Annotated in this window: 16 protein-coding genes; 15 read left to right on the forward strand and 1 reads right to left on the reverse strand. The window is 64.9% G+C overall.

Going from position 1 to position 17,842, the window contains the following annotated elements; genetic code table 11:
- The first annotated feature begins 64 nt into the window (after positions 1-64).
- The 8 genes from xerD to FPK30_RS04930 all read left to right on the forward strand — a co-directional run bounded on the left by xerD (position 65) and on the right by FPK30_RS04930 (position 7,984).
- The gene (xerD, locus tag FPK30_RS04895) at positions 65-1,021 is read left to right on the forward strand and encodes a site-specific tyrosine recombinase XerD (protein ID WP_144085525.1); all 957 of its coding nucleotides are present in this window, start codon (positions 65-67) and stop codon (positions 1,019-1,021) included.
- Positions 1,022-1,066: 45 nt separating this feature from the next.
- Complete coding sequence (locus tag FPK30_RS04900; protein ID WP_101432174.1) at positions 1,067-1,906, forward strand: ParA family protein; 840 nt, start codon at positions 1,067-1,069, stop codon at positions 1,904-1,906.
- The gene (locus FPK30_RS04905) at positions 1,903-2,706 is read left to right on the forward strand and encodes a segregation and condensation protein A (protein ID WP_144085526.1); all 804 of its coding nucleotides are present in this window, start codon (positions 1,903-1,905) and stop codon (positions 2,704-2,706) included. Before FPK30_RS04900 ends, FPK30_RS04905 begins: the two co-directional genes overlap by 4 nt.
- Positions 2,703-3,365, forward strand: a complete 663-nt coding sequence (gene scpB, locus FPK30_RS04910) for an SMC-Scp complex subunit ScpB (protein WP_144085527.1) — start codon at positions 2,703-2,705, stop codon at positions 3,363-3,365. The genes FPK30_RS04905 and scpB overlap by 4 nt, the downstream gene beginning before the upstream one ends.
- 77 nt (positions 3,366-3,442) lie before the next feature.
- Positions 3,443-5,362 carry a translational GTPase TypA gene (typA, locus tag FPK30_RS04915; protein WP_024627158.1) on the forward strand — a complete coding sequence of 640 codons (1,920 nt, stop codon included), beginning with the start codon at positions 3,443-3,445 and terminating at the stop codon, positions 5,360-5,362.
- Positions 5,363-5,433: 71 nt separating this feature from the next.
- Positions 5,434-5,898, forward strand: coding sequence for an alcohol dehydrogenase (locus tag FPK30_RS04920; protein WP_144085528.1), 465 nt, complete (start codon positions 5,434-5,436; stop codon positions 5,896-5,898).
- Positions 5,895-6,881 carry a prephenate dehydratase domain-containing protein gene (locus tag FPK30_RS04925; RefSeq protein ID WP_144085529.1) on the forward strand — a complete coding sequence of 329 codons (987 nt, stop codon included), beginning with the start codon at positions 5,895-5,897 and terminating at the stop codon, positions 6,879-6,881. The genes FPK30_RS04920 and FPK30_RS04925 overlap by 4 nt, the downstream gene beginning before the upstream one ends.
- 65 nt (positions 6,882-6,946) lie before the next feature.
- Entirely contained in the window at positions 6,947-7,984 is a 1,038-nt protein-coding gene (locus FPK30_RS04930; protein WP_186279402.1) for a prephenate dehydrogenase, read from the forward strand.
- Here FPK30_RS04930 and FPK30_RS04935 read toward each other — a convergent pair.
- Complete coding sequence (locus FPK30_RS04935; RefSeq protein ID WP_144085577.1) at positions 7,974-8,246, reverse strand: DUF6725 family protein; 273 nt, start codon at positions 8,244-8,246, stop codon at positions 7,974-7,976. The genes FPK30_RS04930 and FPK30_RS04935 overlap by 11 nt on opposite strands.
- 103 nt (positions 8,247-8,349) lie before the next feature.
- On the opposite strand from FPK30_RS04935, the gene FPK30_RS04940 reads away from it, so the two are divergent.
- From FPK30_RS04940 to FPK30_RS04970, 7 genes are all read left to right on the forward strand, one after another.
- Positions 8,350-9,282: a tyrosine recombinase XerC gene (locus tag FPK30_RS04940; protein ID WP_144085531.1), complete on the forward strand. Its 933-nt coding sequence runs from the start codon at positions 8,350-8,352 to the stop codon at positions 9,280-9,282.
- A gap of 137 nt (positions 9,283-9,419) precedes the next feature.
- Entirely contained in the window at positions 9,420-11,099 is a 1,680-nt protein-coding gene (locus tag FPK30_RS04945) for a peptide ABC transporter substrate-binding protein (RefSeq protein WP_144085532.1), read from the forward strand.
- A gap of 78 nt (positions 11,100-11,177) precedes the next feature.
- The gene (locus FPK30_RS04950; RefSeq protein WP_144085533.1) at positions 11,178-12,839 is read left to right on the forward strand and encodes a peptide ABC transporter substrate-binding protein; all 1,662 of its coding nucleotides are present in this window, start codon (positions 11,178-11,180) and stop codon (positions 12,837-12,839) included.
- Positions 12,840-13,029: 190 nt separating this feature from the next.
- The gene (locus FPK30_RS04955; RefSeq protein WP_121914526.1) at positions 13,030-13,956 is read left to right on the forward strand and encodes an ABC transporter permease; all 927 of its coding nucleotides are present in this window, start codon (positions 13,030-13,032) and stop codon (positions 13,954-13,956) included.
- 31 nt (positions 13,957-13,987) lie between these two features.
- Positions 13,988-14,977: an ABC transporter permease gene (locus FPK30_RS04960; RefSeq protein WP_034524826.1), complete on the forward strand. Its 990-nt coding sequence runs from the start codon at positions 13,988-13,990 to the stop codon at positions 14,975-14,977.
- Positions 14,978-14,988: 11 nt separating this feature from the next.
- Positions 14,989-16,986: a dipeptide ABC transporter ATP-binding protein gene (locus FPK30_RS04965; RefSeq protein ID WP_144085534.1), complete on the forward strand. Its 1,998-nt coding sequence runs from the start codon at positions 14,989-14,991 to the stop codon at positions 16,984-16,986.
- 37 nt (positions 16,987-17,023) lie between these two features.
- On the forward strand, positions 17,024-17,839 hold the full coding sequence (locus tag FPK30_RS04970; protein ID WP_144085535.1) for a DUF3710 domain-containing protein: 816 nt from the start codon (positions 17,024-17,026) through the stop codon (positions 17,837-17,839).
- Positions 17,840-17,842 lie beyond the last annotated feature (3 nt).

The raw sequence follows: 17,842 nt of genomic DNA on the forward strand, positions 1-17,842 counted from the left end.
GGCGCGTTGGAAGCACGGGAACAGGGGAGCTGAGCGCTAGAATATGGCCTAAAGACCAGCACTGATGAAGAGAACCGGAGGTTATGCGGTAGTGGACGGTGATCATCAGGAGGGGCTGACTGCATTGCTGGATCAGTTCCTGGCTTACACCGGTCTGGAGCGGGGTCTGGCCCCTGCCACGGTCAAGGCCTACAAGTCCGATCTGAACATGTACATCCGCTGGCTGTCCGGCCGCGGCATCACCAGCCTGGAGCAGATTCAGACCGCCGATGTGGAGGGCTTTCTGGCCCATCTGGCCGACGAGAGTCCAGCCAGCCGCTCGCGGAGGATGGCCGCCGTCCATGAGTGGCACCGGTTCGCCCTCAAGCAGGGGGTGACCGACCAGGATGTCTCTCGTGCCGTCAAGGCTCCCAAGGGCACCTCGGCCCTGCCGGATGTGCTGGACGTGGACCAGGTGACCCGGCTGCTGGATGTGGCCGCCATGGGCGGGTCCAAGGATCCGGTGGTTTTGCGGGACAAGGCCTTGCTGGAGTTCATGTACGCCACCGGCTGCCGGGTCTCGGAGGCCGTCGGCACCGATCTGGAAGACATGAACCTTAACGAGCGGGTGGTCCGTCTGACCGGCAAGGGCGACAAGCAGCGTCTGGTGCCTATGGGCTCCTACGCCTGCCAGGCCATGCAGGCCTACCTGAATCTGGGGCGGTCCAGCCTGTGCGATCGGGCCACCAAGGGCAGGGAGCTGCGTGCCGTCTTCCTGAACAAGCGGGGCAAGCGGCTGACCAGGCAGACGGTCTGGCAGGTGGTCAGGGATGCCGGCCGCCGGGCAGGGCTGAACAGACCCCTGCACCCCCACACCCTGCGGCACTCCTTCGCCACTCATCTGCTGGAGGGAGGCGCCGATGTGCGTTCGGTCCAGGAGCTGCTGGGCCACGCCTCGGTGACCACGACGCAGATCTACACACACGTCAGCCCCCAGGCCCTGATGGAGACCTACCAAACGGCCCATCCCCGCGCCCGCTGACCCGCCAACCCGCGAATGCGGCCGGAAACTTGATAGGGTAGAAGCATGCCTACGGATTTGTTAGGGCGCGAGTATGAGACGTTCGCTGCCCCGGAGCCTTTGAAACAGCACGGCCCGGCCCGTGTTCTCGCCATGTGCAACCAGAAGGGCGGCGTAGGCAAGACCACCTCATCCATCAACATCGCCGGGGCCCTGTGCCAGTATGGGCGCCGGGTGCTGATCGTGGACTTCGACCCCCAGGGCGCAGCCACCGTGGGCCTGGGCATCAACGCCAACAGCGTGGACAACACCATTTACACCGCCATGTTCGACACCTCCCTGGATGTTCACGAGGTGGTCCGGCACACCCGTTTCGACGGCCTGGACATCATCCCGGCCAACATCGATCTGTCGGCCGCCGAGATTCAGCTGGTCACCGAGGTCGGCAGGGAACAGGCCCTGGCGGCCACCATCCGGCCCCTGCGGCAGGAGTATGACGCCATCATCATCGACTGCCAGCCTTCGCTCGGCCTGCTGACCGTCAACGCGCTGACTGCTGCGGACGGGGTCATCATTCCCGTGGCGGCCGAGTTCTTCGCCCTGCGCGGCGTGGCCCTGCTCATGCAATCCATCGAGAAGGTCCGCAGCCGCATCAACCCCGACCTGCAGATTTACGGGGTGCTGGTCACCATGTACACCAAGACCCTGCATTCGGACGAGGTGCTTCAGCGCATCTACGAGGCCTTCAAGGGCAAGGTCCTCCACTCCATCATCAGCCGGTCCATCAAGCTGCCCGATGCCACGGTGGCCGGCGAGCCCATCACCATGTTCGCCCCCGAGCACAAGACCGCCAAGGAGTATCGGGAGGTCGCCCGGGAGCTGATCGCCCGCGGCATCGTGGCGTGAGCGGATCATCGGACGGCTTCGCCGTCGACCTGGATGTCTACCAGGGGCCCTTCGACCTGCTGCTGGGCATGCTGGCCAACCGCAAGCTCTCGCTGACGGAGGTCTCGCTGGCCTCCATCACCGGGGAGTTTCTGGACTACGTGCGCACCCTGGACTTCAGCCAGGGACTGGACCAGGCCAGCGCCTTCCTGGATGTGGCCTCGGTTCTGGTGGAGGCCAAGAGCGCTGCCCTCCTGCCTGTGGAGGACGAGTCCATGCGCGACCAGGCCTCCATGGATGCCCTCCGGGAGCGTGATCTGCTCTTCGCCAGGCTCCTGCAGTACCGGGCCTTCAAGCAGGCGGGGCAGGACTTTCGAGCCAGGCTGGCCGCCAACTCTGGCCGCTACCCGCATCCCGGCCATCTGGAGCCCCAGCTGGCCCATCTGCTGCCTGATCTGGTCTGGACCCTGAAGCCGGAGGATCTGGCCCTGCTCTGTGCCAACGCCCTGGTCAACGCTCCGGCCTCCCAGGTCCGGCTGGATCAGCTGCACGTGCCCCTGGTCGACCTGAACAAGGAGGCCGACCTGGTTCGCCAGGCCCTGCTGGCACAGCCCGGGCAGCCGGTGGCCTTCGCCGATCTGGTCGCCTCGTCCCAGGGCCGGGCGCAGGTGGTGGCCCGATTCCTGGCCGTGCTGATTTTCTTTAGGCAGGAGCTGATCCAGTACCGTCAGGATGGCCCATACCAGCCGCTCTACCTGCGCTGGGTAGGGCCGACCCAGGAGCCGGAAACGGCCTTGATCAGTGAGGGGGATTTCGCATGAGCCAATCCTCGGCTCCCGACACCCGTCCCGAATATGTGGACTTCGACGTACAGGACTTTCCCGGCGGACTGGCCGCCTGTCTGGAGGCCATTTTAGTGGCCACGGACCGGCCGCTGACCGCAGAGGACTTCTCCCGGGTGCTGGCCGTGGATCCGGGCCCGGTCAATGCCGCCCTGGAATCGCTGGCTGAGTCCTATAGCGACCGAGGGTTCGAACTGCGTCGGACCGCTCGGGGCTGGCAGCTGACCAGCCGGACCGCCTACCAGCCCGTGGTGGCGGCCTTCGTCAAGGACGGCCAGACAGCACGCCTCTCCCAGGCGGCTTTGGAGGCCCTGGCCATCGTGGCCTACCGCCAGCCCATGACCCGTGCCCAGGTGGGGCAGATCCGCGGGGTCAATTCGGACGGGGTCATCCGGGCCCTGCTGGTGCGCGGCCTGGTCCGCGAGGAGGGCCTGGACGAGCAGACCCACGCCGCGCTGCTGGTCACCACCGACCTCTTCCTTGAGCGGATGGGCCTGCAATCCTTGGAGGATCTGCCCTCCCTGGCCCCCTTCCTGCCCGACGAGGACTCGGCTCTGGCCCAGGCCCGCCAGGAGCTGTCCGACCAGGTTCAGTCTCCGGACCCAGTCCAAGGTTCGCCCCAGGGCGAGGAGGAGTGAACGCCTGTCACACAAGGCGGTTACACTTGTCTCTGTTTGTCCAATTCCGGGATAGCATTCACGAGAATGAGGTTTTGATGGCGGTACGCGGCGATATACGAAATGTGGCGATTGTGGCACACGTTGACCACGGCAAGACCACCCTGGTCAACGCCATGCTGCAGCAGTCGCACGTCTTCTCCGAGCGGGAGGAGGTGCCCGACCGGGTCATGGACTCCAACGACCTGGAGAAGGAGAAGGGCATCACCATCCTGGCCAAGAACACCGCCGTCAAGTACACAGGCCCGCTGGCAGCCAAGCTGGGCGAGCCCGACGGCATCACCATCAACGTGGTGGACACCCCCGGCCACGCCGACTTCGGCGGCGAGGTGGAGCGCGGCATCTCCATGGTCGACGGCGTGGTCCTGCTGGTGGACGCCTCCGAGGGGCCCCTGCCCCAGACCCGCTTCGTCCTGCGCAAGGCCCTGGAGGCCAAGCTGCCCGTCATCCTGGTCATCAACAAGACCGACCGTCCCGATGCCCGCATCTCCGAGGTGGTCTCCGAGTCCACCGATCTGCTCCTGGGCCTGGCCCAGGACGTGAGCGAGGAGGGAGTGGACCTGGATCTGGATTCCCTCCTGGACCTGCCGGTCATCTACTGCGCAGCCAAGGCCGGCAAGGCCTCCGTCAACCAGCCCGCTGACGGCGCCGTGCCTGACAACGACGATCTGGAGCCCCTCTTCGAGGCCATCCTGACCAACATCCCCGCCCCGGAGTATGAGGAGGGCGCCCCACTGCAGGCCCATGTGACCAACATCGACGCCTCCGACTACCTGGGCCGTCTGGGCCTGGTGCGCATCTACAACGGCACCCTGACCAAGGGCCGCCAGTACGGCCTGTCGCGCGTGGACGGATCCATCGAGAACTTCAAACTGACCGAGATCCTGCGCACCAAGGGTCTGCAGCGCTTCCCTGTGGAGGAGGCCGGCCCCGGCGACATCGTTGCTGTGGCCGGCGTGGAGGACATCATGATCGGCGAGACCATCGTCGACCAGGACGACCCCCGCCCCCTGCCGCTGATCCACGTGGACGACCCGGCCGTCTCCATGACCTTCGGCACCAACGATTCGCCCCTGGCCGGCACCGAGGGCAAGGACCACAAGCTGACCGCCCGCATGCTCAAGGACCGTCTGGACCGCGAGCTGATCGGCAATGTCTCCATCAAGGTGCTGCCCACCGACCGGCCTGACGCCTGGGAGGTTCAGGGCCGTGGCGAGCTGGCCCTGGCCATCCTGGCCGAGCAGATGCGCCGCGAGGGCTACGAGCTGACCGTGGGCCGCCCCCAGGTGGTCACCAAGACCGTGGACGGCAAGCTTCAGGAGCCCATGGAGTCCGACACCATCGACGTGCCCGAGGAGTACATGGGCGCGGTCACCCAGCTCATGGCCGACCGCAAGGGCCGCATGGAGACCATGACCAACCACGGCTCCGGCTGGGTCAGGATGCAGTTCACCGTGCCCTCCCGTGGCCTGCTGGGCTTCCGCACCGCCCTGCTGACCGCCACCCGCGGCACCGGCATCTCCGCTTCAATCTCCGCCGGCTACGCCCCCTGGGCGGGCGACATCAAGACCCGGCAGAACGGATCCATGGTCTCCGACCGCTCCGGCAAGGCCAGCCCCTATGCCATGCAGAAGCTCCAGGCCCGGGGCGAGTTCTTCGTCAAGCCCCAGTCGCCCGTCTACGAGGGGCAGATCGTGGGCATCAACAACAAGCCCGGCGACCTGGACATCAACATCACCCTGGAGAAGCACATGACCAACATGCGTTCCTCCACCGCCGACGTCCTGGAGACCCTGACCCCGCCCATCGACATGAGCCTGGAGGAGTCCCTGGACTTCGCCAACGATGACGAGTGCGTGGAGGTGACCCCCGAGTCCATCCGCGTGCGCAAGATCATCCTGGACAGGGATGCCTGGTACAAGTGGAACGCCCGCCAGCGCAGGGCCAACAAGAAGTAATCCTGTTCTCGCAATCAGACCAGTCCGACCCGGCCGCCCCACGGTGACCGGGTCGGACTAGTCTGGAACCCATGAAGTCTCAGGTTTCCAAATCCAAGGACCAAGCCCCCTCCCGCTCGACGGGGGAGTCTGGCAAGGCCAGCGCCTTCCGTTGCCTGCTGGGCCTGCCCATCGGCCTGGCGGTGGGGGTGCTGGGGACCCTGGTCCAGCGCTCCGGGGCCGCTCAGGGTCTGCCCTGGGGGATGGTCCTGGCCTATCTGCTGGTGGCCCTGGCTGCCTGGTGGGTCCGTTGCGACAGCGGCACCATGGGGCTGGCCCTGCATCTGGTGGCCTCGACGGTCACGGTCTGGCTGCTCTCCATGAGGGGGTCGGGCGGCGACGTGCTCATGCCCTATGCCAATTTCCCTACATTCTTTGCCAAGTATGCGGTCTTCCTCTGGATGGGCGGGCTGGTCCTGATCCAGACCCTGGCCATCTGCCTGCCGGCCTCCTGGTTTGCCGATGGCCCCCTGCGTCGTCAGGGGCGATCCGCATGAGCCAGGACTCGTCAGAATCACCGGCGACTGAACCCGACCGAATTCCCCTGCACTTCCTGGGTCCCGAGGGGACCTTCACCCACCAGGCCGCCCTTGAGGCCGCCAGCCTCATGGCAACAAGGCTGGGCTGCCAGGCGGAACTTAAGCCCTGCACGGATGCGGCGGCCATCGTGGCCGCCGTGGAGGAGGGCCGAGGCTGGGGAGTGCTGGCCTGGGAAAACAACGTGGAGGGCCATGTGGTGCCCAACATGGATGCCCTGATCGATGCTCAATCGGTAGCGGGCTTCGGCATGGTCCGTCTGCCCATCGTCTTTGACGCCTTCGTCCGGGCCGACCATGGCCCCCTGCGCCAGGTCGGCGCCCATCCCCATGGACTGGCCCAGTGCAAGGGCTTCATCACAGAGACCGGCCTCAATCCGGTGCCGACCAACTCCAACGCCGCGGCCTGCCGTGATCTGGGCCCCGACCAGGTGGCTCTGGGGCCGCGCATATGCGGGAGCCTTTACGGACTGGAGACCTACCGGCGCGAGGTGCAGGACTATCAGGGGGCCCGTACCGACTTTCTTCTGCTGGCTCCCCGAGATCGGGCCGCCCGGCTGGCACGCCGCCTGGCGCCGGGCGGGGATTTCGAGTCCATCGTCACCTTCATTCCCCTGAATACCGGGCCGGGCGTGCTGGCCAACCTGCTGGACCGTCTGCGCGATGCGGGCCTGAACATGACCTCATTCATGTCCCGGCCCATCAAGGGGCACGACGGGACCTACAGCTTCGTGGCCAGCATCGACGCCGCACCCTGGCAGCAGGGTCTGCATCAGGTGCTGGCCGACCTGCTGGACAGGGGGGACTGGCTCAAGACCCTGGCGGTCCATCCGCGCACCCCGCATCCGGCGCCCCCCATCCGTGAATGGATGCTGCCCAGGGCGGGGGCCTTCCGGGGTGAGGACCCCGATACCGAGACGATCAGCAAGGAGTTGTTATGGTAGATGAATCCGCACCCTTTCCACACATGGACCTGTCAGGTCCCGAGCACATGCACCCCATGGCAGGCATGGCCGCCTCGCCGGTGCTGACCTCGGCCCACAAGATCGCCGTGGCAGGGCTGGGTCTGATCGGCGGATCGCTGGCCCGCCGCCTGGCCGCCCGGGGCCGGTTCGTGATCGCATGGAACCACAATGACCGTCCCTATGAGCAGGCCCGCAGCCAGGGGATTCACTGTGTGGACACCCTGGAAGAGCTGGCCAAGGGCAAGGCAGACGTGCTGGTGCTGGCCACCCCCTTGCGGGCCATGCCCGAGGTGCTCAAGGCCCTGGCTCCGGTGTTGACCCGGGGCACCACCCTGACCGACGTGGGCAGTGTCAAGGGGCCGGTCCGCCGTCAGGTCGAGCAGGCCGGTCTGGCTGATCGGTATGTGGGCGCCCATCCCATGGCGGGCAGCGAGGGCTCAGGTTACGAGGACTCGGACCCGGCCCTCTTGGATGATGCCCTCTGGGCTCTCTGCGTCGATGAACAAACGGATTACAGCCGATTCCTGACCGTGGCCGACATGGTCACCCAGGGTCTGGGCAACCGGCTGATCGCCCTGGACGATGCCACCCATGACCGGGCTGCGGCACTGATCTCGCACATGCCCCATGTGGTGGCCACCGCCCTGGCCAACATGCTGACCAGGTCGCCTGACCGCCGAGTGGCCTCGGCCCTGGCGGCCGGATCCTGGCGGGACATGACCCGGGTGGCCCTGACCGATCCGGAACGGACCCGGGCCATGGTGGAGGAGAACGCCGACCAGGTGGCCGACCTTCTGGATGCCCTGGCCGAGAATCTGCAGGGCATGGCCTCTCTCTTGCGGGACCAGGAGCCGGCGTCCGATGAAAAGCGCCGGGACTTCTTCCTCCAAGCCGATCCCTTCCGGCGCTACAAGGCTGCCCTGGCCGGCCAGGAGCCGATGCCCACCACCGACCTTGAATTGGATCCGCAGGAGGGCAACTGGCGGCAGGAGCTGCTGGATTCAGCCCTGCGCGGCGAGCAGGTCTCGGCCTTCCTGACCACCAGCCGTGCCCGGGTGCTGCACCCGCCGGTCATCGACTGAGATCAGGTGGGTCTGGACGGGGCGAACGGCGTTCCGGGACCGGCTTCAGGGCCACCATGTCTTCTGCTTGCAGGGTCACCCGTTCCCCGGGACGCGACCCATTGGCCGCCGGGTCCCTGTCCAGGATCAGCCGCCGTCCGTTCCAGTCGACCACATGGCCCACGTAGTCGCGGAACTTGGGCCTTCCGTCCTCCGGATCCGGTCCCAAGGCAATCCTGACCACCAGCCGCGCTCCGGCCGGTATGGCTGCTGGCAAACGCATGGCCATCCACCTCCTGGGCCAGTATCGCCTGCGGCTGCGACGAGGGTGAAAGCGCCTAAACTGTATTGCACATACTCACAGTCAAGCGAAGGGAGCGCCATCGGTGGATCAGGATCTGCAGGACTTCACCGACTATCTTTCCCGGGTGGCAGGCAAGAGTCCCAACACCGTGCGTTCCTACCGGGCCGACCTGTCAGGCTTTCTGCACCTGATGCATCTGCACGGCTTCGACGACCCCGCGCAGATCGACCTGGCCGCCATCAGGTCCTGGTTGGCTCACGAATCCGCCACCCACGCCCGCTCGACCATGGCCCGGAAGACGGCCGCACTGAGGTCCTTCTTCGGCTGGCTGAGCCGGCACGGCCGGATCAAGACCGACCCCACCCTGGCCCTGAGCAGCCCCAAGCAGTCCGAGCACCTTCCACGGATCCTGACGCACGACCAGGCCCGCACCCTGATGGATACGGTCGACCAGGATCCGGTCGAGCCCCGGGAGGACCAGAAAGTCCAGGCGGCCCTGCAGGTCCGGGATGCGGCCATGCTGGAGCTGCTGTACGCCACGGGCATGCGTGTGGCCGAACTCTGCGGGCTGGATCTGGATGACGTGAACCGGCACAGCCGCACCGTAAAGGTTCTGGGCAAGGGTTCCAAGGAGCGGGTCCTGCCCTATGGCCTGCCCGCCGATCGTGCTCTGGATCGCTGGCTGGGGGAGGGGCGGCCGGTCCTGGCGGGCTCAAGGGCCAGATCGGCCCGCAAGGCAGGTCAGGCCCTCTTCCTGGGTCAGCTTGGCGGCAGGGTTGGCCAACGGCAGGTCCGCAAGGTGGTCCATCAGGCGGCCGGTCAGGCCGGGGTGCCCGACATCGCCCCCCATGCCCTGCGGCACTCGGCCGCCACGCACATGCTGGATGGGGGAGCCGACCTGCGCGAGGTTCAGGAGATGCTGGGCCATTCCTCCCTGCGGACCACCCAGCGCTACACCCACGTCTCCATCGAGCAGCTGCGGGCCCGGTACAGGCAGGCTTTTCCCCGGGCCTGAGATCCGGTAAATGAGATACGACTTGTCTCGGGAAACATCCTGGTATCAGAATATGGCGTATTCTAGCTTGAACATCAGTCAAAGACTTTCGGGATCATAGGCGCAATGTTGGCAACCAGCTAAAGGGAGCAGCAGGAATGAAGAAGAGTTCACAGCTCACGGTGGCGTCAGCCGCCATCTGTGCCTTGGCGCTCTTGGCCGGCGGCTGCGGCAGTGGAGGCAGCAGCACCAATACCGAGGGTGCCGAGCAGTCGTCCAGCAGCCAGCCCAGCAACAACGCCGTGGTGTCGGTCCGTGGGTGCGAGCCGGCCAACCCGCTCATTCCCAGCAGCACTGCGGAAAGCTGCGGCGGGCAGGTCGTGGATGCCATCAGCTCCAAGCTGATCCGCTTCGACGACCAGGGCAAGGCCCACAACGATCTGGCCGCGGAGATCAAGGGCAACGACGACATGTCCCAGTACAAGGTCACCTTGGTTGACGGGCGCAAGTTCTCGGATGGCACCCCCATCACCGCCAAGTCCTTCACCAGGGCCTGGTCCTGGAGCGCCAATGTGTCCAACGGCCAGTTGAACGCCAGCTTTTTCTCTGACATCAAGGGCTTTGACGACCTGCAGAAGCAGGGCGTGCCTGCGGATGCCCAGTTCTCCGGATTGAAGGTCATCGATGACGAGACCTTCACCGTAGACCTCATTTCGCCCTCGTCCACCTTCCCCATTCAGGTGGGCTATACCTCTTTTGCGCCCCTGCCTGAGTCCTTCTACAAGGATCCCAAGGCCTACGGGGAGAATCCGGTCAGCTCGGGTCCTTACACGTTTGAGTCCTGGCAGCACAACGCCATGATCAGGCTTCGCAAGAACAACGACTACGGCGGGGAGGTCAAGGTTCAGAACGGCGGCATCGACTACAAGGTCTACACTGACTTGAATTCTGCCTATTCCGATGTGCAGGCGGGCAACCTGGATGTGATCGACAGGATTCCCACCTCCGCTGTCAAGACGTTCATGACCGACAGCATGGTGCAGAGTTATAACAAGCCTGGCTCCAGCCTGCAGATGTTCACCATTCCCGCCACCATGGAGCATTTCGGCCAGGACCAGGAGGGCCGCCTGCGCCGCCTGGCCATCTCCATGGCCATTGACCGGAAGATGCTGATCGACAAGGTCCTGGGCGGTCTGGGCGTGCAGCCCACCGACTTCACCGCGCCGACCATCCCAGGCTATGCCAAGGATCTCAAGGGCTCGGACAACCTCAAGTACAACGCCAGGAAGGCCAAGGAGTACTGGGCCAAGGCCGATGCCATCAGCAAGTGGCCAGCCGACAGGAGCTTCCGCATGCTGTACAGTTCGGATGGCGGCGCCAAGGACTTCTACGACGGCATGGCCAACTCCATCAAGAACACGCTGGGCATCAAGGCCGAGGCCACTCCTGTGCCCACCTTCAGCGAGTTCCGCGGCAACATCAAAAAGCGCCTCTACGCGGATGCGGCCTTCAGATCCTCCTGGTCACCCGACTACCCATCGCCTGAGAGCTATTTGATGAGCAACTTCGCCAGCTCGGCGGCCGACGGCAACGGATCCAACGATGGCGACTACAAGAACCCCAAGTTCGACGCCCTGCTGAAGCAGGCTGCCAAGGCCAAGGACACCGATGAAGCCAACAGGCTCTTCCAGCAGGCTGAGGAGATCCTTCTGCAGGACATGCCGGCGGTTCCGCTCTATTATGGAAACAACATCGGCGCGTCCGCCAAGAAGGTTCATGGGATGCGTCTGGGCTGGGATGGCTATCCGATCTTCTCGGAGCTGTCCAAGGACCAGTAATGATCGTGCCGGAAACGGCATAAACCGCCGTCGATGACTGGCGGTTCGGGAAACCAACCAAAGGAAAGAGCAAGATATATGAAGAAGCAATCGGCCCTGACCATTGCGGGCGCCGGACTGTGCGTCATGGCGCTCACCCTGGGCGCCTGCGGCGGATCCGGCGGATCCGGCTCCTCTGCCCAGGGGAGCAACGGCGGCAGCTCGAACGCCGTCATCTCGGTCTTCAACCCTGAGCCGGCCAATCCGCTCATCCCCAGCATGACCAACGAGGTGGGGGGTGGCAACCCCATCGACGTCATGTTCTCCAAGCTGGTCCGCTTTGACGACAAGGGCAAGCCGGTCAACGAGATCGCCAAGCAGATCAAGGCCAACGAGGACAACACCCAGTACACCGTGACCATCAACGACGGCTGGAAGTTCTCGGACGGAACCCCGGTCACCGCACAGTCCTTCACCAAGGCCTGGTCCTGGGCGGCCGACATCGCCAACAAGCAGCTGGGCTCCAGCTTCTTCGCCAACATCAAGGGGTATGACGACCTGCAGAAGGAGGGCACCCCTGGCGATGCACAGCTCTCCGGCCTCAAGGTCATCGACAACAAGACCTTCACCGTTGATCTGACCTCGCCTTCCTCCACCTTCCCCATCCAGGTGGGCTACACCGCCTTTGCGCCCCTGCCCGAGTCCTTCTACAAGGACACCAAGGCCTTCGGCGAGAAGCCGGTGACCGTGGGACCCTACAAGTTCCAGTCCTGGGAGCACAACAAGGCCATCAAGCTGGTCAAGGATCCTTCCTACAAGGGCGGCATCAAGGTCAAGAACGGCGGCGTCGAGTTCCGCTCCTACACCGATGCCACCGCAGCCTACCGCGACGTGCAGGCCGGCAACCTGGACGTGCTGGACACCTTGCCCGCCTCGGCTCGCAAGACCTTCCAGACCGATAACACGGTCCAGGCCATCAACGATCCGGGTTCGGTCATCCAGATGTTCACCATCCCCACCTACATGAAGCACTTCGGCCAGGATCAGGAGGGCAAGCTCCGTCGCCAGGCCATCTCCATGGCCATCGACCGGCCGACCATCATCAAGAAGGTGCTGTCCGGAACCGCCAAGGAGGTCCACGACTTCACCGCCCCCGTCATCCCCGGCTACTCAACCAGCATCAAGGGATCCGACGTGCTCAAGTACAACCCGTCCAAGGCCAAGGAGCTCTGGGCCGAGGCCAACAAGATCTCCCCCTGGGGCGAGGGCGACAGCTTCAAGATCGCCTACAACGCCGATGGCGCCCACAAGGAGATCTATGACGCCGTCACCAACTCCATCAAGAACGCCCTGGGCATCCAGGCTTCGGGCAACCCTCTGCCCACTTTCAGCGAGTTCCGCTCCAACGTGCAGAACCGCAAGTTCACCGACTCGGCCTTCCGCTCCGGTTGGCAGCCTGACTACCCCTCGCCCGAGAGCTACCTGTCCAGCAACTTCGCCAGCTCGGCAGCCAACGGCAACGGGTCCAACGACGGCGACTACAAGAACCCCGAGTTCGACGGCCTGATGGACAAGGCAGCCTCCGCCAAGAGCATCGACGAGGCCAACAAGATCTACCAGCAGTCCGAGGAGCTGCTCTTCCGCGATCTGCCCGCAGTCCCGCTCTACTACCAGAACTCCAACGGCGTGGCCGCCAAGAACATCCAAGGATTCTCCTTCACCTGGAAGGGCGTCCCTGCTTACTACAACATCAGCAAGTGAGGTGACGGGAGCCTGAATCCCGCACCTGACAGCTGACATCGCCCGGGCCGGCACGGAAGGATCCACTCCGCGCCGGCCTTGGTGTCTTTGCACCCCTGTTGAGGTGTGCTGGTAGACTCAAACAAGAATTTTTGCGGCGGCCCCGATCCCCATGCCGATCCCGGTCGCGGATGACAAAGGAGAATAGCCGATGGGAAAATATCTTCTGCGACGTATTCTGCAGATGATCCCCGTCGTTCTCGGCACGACACTGCTGATATACGCGCTGGTCTTCGCGCTTCCCGGCGACCCCGTGGCCGCCATGTTCGGGGACAAGCCGGTCAATCAGGCCGTTGCCGCACAGATACGTTCGGAATACAATCTCGACAAGCCCTTCATCGTGCAGTACGTGCTCTTCCTGAAGAACGCGCTGACCCTGAACTTCGGCAACACCTTCGCCGGCCAGCCCGTGATCAGCGTGATCGGCAGGGCCTTCCCGGTGACCATCAAGCTGGCCCTGATGGCCTTCGTCTTCGAGGGCGTCTTCGGCGTGATCTTCGGCATCATCGGCGGCCTGACCAAGGGCAAGTGGTCGGACAATATCATCCTGGTCCTCTCCCTGCTGCTGATTTCGGTGCCTACCTTCGTCACCGGCTTCATCCTGCAGTACCTGTTCGGCGTCAAATGGCATCTGCTGCCAGCCACAGCCGGGGCCAATCCGGGCTTTATTGACCTGCTCATGCCGGCCGTGGTGCTGGGGTCGGTGTCCATGGCTTCCATCATCCGTCTGACCAGGACGGAGATCACCTCCAACATCTCCGAGGACTACGTGCGCACGGCCCGGGCCAAGGGCATGAGCAACCGGTCCGTCATCGTGCGGCATGTGCTGCGCAACTCCCTGATCCCCGTGGTCACCTACCTGGGCGCCGACATCGGCGGACTCATGGGCGGGGCCATGATCACCGAGCGCATCTTCAACATCCAGGGCGTGGGCAACACCCTTTACCAGGCCATCCTGAGGGGCGAAGGCACCCTGGTGGTCTCCATCGTGACCATTCTGGTCCTGATCTTCGTCATCACCAGCCTCCTGGTCGACCTGCTCTACGCAGTGCTCGATCCGCGGATCCGGTATGCGTGAGGGAGAGGGACCGACTATGAGTGAAACGGCAATGAACGAGTCAAGCGAACAGAACGAAAGCCAGGCCCGCGTCTACTTCCCCGACCCCCTGCCGGGCCAGGAGCGGTTCGTGGCCCCCATCGACGAGACGCCCCTGCGCGAGGTGGACTCGGTGGATGAGGACGTGCCGCCCACCAGCATGTGGGCCGACGCCTGGAAGACCCTGAGGCGCAACCCGCTCTTCATCATCTCCGCAATCCTGGCGATCGTGGTCATCCTGGTGGCCCTCTTCCCCAACCTCTTCGCCAGGCAGGATCCCATGGCCTGCAGCCTGTCCGACTCCCTGGAGCCCGGCCGGCCCGGGCACCCCTTCGGCTTCGATCTGCAGGGCTGCGACGTCTACAGCCGCGTCATCCACGGGGCAAGGACCTCGGTGGCCATCGGCATCATGACCACCATCCTGGTCACTGTCTTCGGCGGCCTCATCGGCGCCATCGCCGGATTCTTCGGGGGCTGGGTTGACGCCGTGCTCAGCCGCATCACCGACATCTTCTTCGCCATCCCCATGATCCTGGGCGCCATCGTGCTCCTGCAGATGTTCCGCACCTCCACCTCCCTGTGGAAGATCATCCTGACCCTGACCCTCTTCGGCTGGGTCAACATGGCCCGCATCACCCGCAGCGCCGTCCTGGAGGCCAAGAACCTGGAGTTCAACACCGCTTCCACGGCCCTGGGCTCCACGCCCCTGCGCAACCTCTTCCGGCACATCATGCCCAACTCCCTGGCCCCGGTCATCGTCATGGCCACCATGTCGCTGGGCACCTACATCGTCTCTGAAGCCACGCTGAGCTTCCTGGGCATCGGCCTGCCCTCCACCGTGGTCTCCTGGGGCGGCGACATCTCGACGGCCCAGAACCTCCTGACCACCAACCCCTCGGTCCTCTTCTATCCCTCCGCAGCCCTGGCCATCACTGTGCTGGCCTTCATCATGATGGGCGACGCGGTCAAGGATGCATTGGATCCCAAGAGCAGAACGGCCTGAGCGGAGGAAGCATGACTGAAGCAGACAAGAACATGACCACCAATCAGGAGCAGCAGCCTCTGCTCGACGTGCGGGACCTGCAGGTGGACTTCACCGCCGATGGGCGCACCGTCCACGCAGTTCGCGACGCCTCCTTCAACGTCTACCCCGGCCAGTGGGTGGCCATCGTGGGGGAGTCCGGCTCGGGCAAGTCCACCTCGGCCATGGCTGTGCTGGGTCTTCTGCCCGGCACCGGCAAGGTGACCGGCGGCAGCATCCGGCTCAATGGCCGCGAGCTGGTGGGCCTGGACCGCAAGGACTACGAGGCGCTGCGCGGCTCCCAGGTGGGCCTGGTCCCGCAGGATCCCATGAGCAATCTGAACCCGGTTTGGCGCATCGGCTCCCAGGTCAAGGAGGCGCTGACCGCCAACCATATGGATGTCTCCAGGGAGAAGCGCTCCCGGCTGGCCAAGGCCCTGGCCAGCGACGAAGAGGTGACCCTCAAGAAGTCGGACGACGAGCTTTTCATCTCCTCCAAGGACCTGCCCGGCCTGCTCCAGGCCGCCCGCCAGGCCCTGAGCGATGCCGGGGTCGCCGACGTGGACAAGACCATGGAGGCCCTGAAGGCCGAGTGGGATGTGGGCTCCGAGACCCGCTGGGGCGTGGCTAAGTCCCTGATCGATGCCGGTGTAGATGACGATGCGGCCTGGACGCTGGCCAAGGAGCATGTCACCGGCTCGGACATGGACGACCGCATCGCCGGGCTGCTGTCCGAGGCCGGGCTGCCTGAGGCTGCCACCAGGGCCCGACAGTATCCGCATGAGTTCTCCGGCGGCATGCGCCAGCGCGCCCTGATCGCCATCGGCCTGGCCTCCCGGCCCGACCTGCTGATTGCCGACGAGCCCACCAGCGCCCTGGATGTGACCGTCCAGAAGCGGATTCTGGACCACCTGCGCAGCCTGACCGAATCCCTGGGCACCGCCGTGCTCTTCATCACCCACGACCTGGGTCTGGCAGCCGAGCGCGCCCAGCACATCGTGGTCATGTACCGGGGCCAGGTGGTGGAGTCCGGGCCCAGCCTGGAGGTCCTTCAGCACCCTCAGCACCCTTACACCAAGCGGCTGGTCCAGGCCGCGCCCTCGCTGGCCTCCCAGCGCATCATCTCCGCCAAGCAGCGCGGCCAGGATGCCGAAGACCTGCTGGAGCACCACGTCAAGGGCGAGAGCACCCTGGAGCGCAGCGAGCATGTCATCACCGTGGAGCACCTGACCCGCGAGTTCAGGCTGCCCCGGCGCAAGGAAATGTTCAAGGCCGTGGACGACGTCTCCTTCTCGGTCAAGCGGGGAACCACCCTGGCCATCGTGGGGGAGTCCGGCTCCGGCAAGTCCACCGTGGCCAACATGGTCCTGCACCTGCTCAAGCCCACCTCGGGCTTGGTGACCTACGAGGGCCAGGACATCGCCGGCTTCGGCAGCCGTCAGCTCATGGAGTTCCGCCGGCACGTGCAGCCGGTCTTCCAGAACCCCTACGGCTCCCTGGACCCCATGTACTCCATCTACCGATCCATCGAGGAGCCCCTGCGCATCCACAAGATCGGCAACGCCAAGTCCCGGCAGAAGCGGGTCAAGGAGCTGCTGGACATGGTGGAGATGCCTGAATCGGTCATGGGGCGCTACCCCAACGAGCTCTCCGGTGGACAGCGTCAGCGCATCGCCATCGCCCGGGCCATGGCCCTGAATCCGGATGTGATCATCTGCGACGAGGCCGTCTCCGCCCTGGATGTGCTGGTCCAGGACCAGGTGCTGCGGCTGCTCAACGACCTGCAGGCCGAACAGGGGCTCAGCTACCTGTTCATCACCCACGATCTGGCCGTGGTCAGGCAGATCGCCGACGAGGTGGTGGTCATGCAGCATGGTCGACTGGTGGAGCACGCCACCACCGACGAGGTCTTCGATCACCCCCTGCGCCAGTACACCAAGGATCTGCTGGACGCCATCCCCGGCGGCAAGCTGCGCCTGGGTCTTGACTAGGTATCCTTTGCACAGACTCACAAGGAAATGAGGCATCATGGGATTGTTCGGTTTCGGCAGGAAACGCGCCAAGAAGCAGGCTGAGGAGGCCGTCGAGGAGTCCAAGGAGCTCGACGAGTCCAAGGACGCTGAGGAGTCCGCGGAGAAATCCGACCAAACATCTCAGGCTGACCGCGATGAAGCCGAGCAGAGCGGGAAGGGCCCCTGGGACAGTTTGGATTCCGAGGCCCCCGACACCGATGAGTACCTGGACATCGGCGCCCTGATGCTGCCCTTCCTCAAGGGCAGCGAGCTGAGGCTCAAGGCCAACTCGCAGACCGGCGAAGTGCTGGGAGCCACCATCACCTACGGATCCTCCAGTCTGGAGCTGGAGCCCTTTGCGGCCCCCAAGTCCCTGGGCCTGTGGGACGAGGTCCGGGCCGACCTGCTCAAGGCCAACCCCTCCTGCAAGGAGGTGGACGGCGTCTTCGGCAAGGAGCTGACCCTGCCCGTCAAGGTCAAGGGCAAGAACCTGCTGACCCGGGTGGTGGGCGTCGACGGACCTCGCTGGATGCTGCGAGGCATCTTCTCAGGCCCGGCAGCCAAGGGCGGCAAGGAGAAGGATGTGCTCGACGGCTACCTGGCCGACCTGGTGGTGGTCCGTGGCGATGAGCCTCTGGCCCCCCGCGACCTGGTGCCCATGCATGCGCCCATCACCCCCAACCAGCGTCGCGGAGAAGCCGAAGACTCGGAGTCCAAGGACGATGAGAGTGCGCAGATCCCCGGCAGGCCCGAGGGCCCCTTCGACTCGGACCAGCAGACCGAGGTGAAGACCACACTGTCGCGCGGACCCATGTTCTCGGAGGTCCGCTAAGGC

The sequence above is a fragment of the Bifidobacterium apousia genome (genome assembly GCF_007559275.1).
Taxonomy (GTDB): Bacteria; Actinomycetota; Actinomycetes; order Actinomycetales; family Bifidobacteriaceae; genus Bombiscardovia; species Bombiscardovia apousia.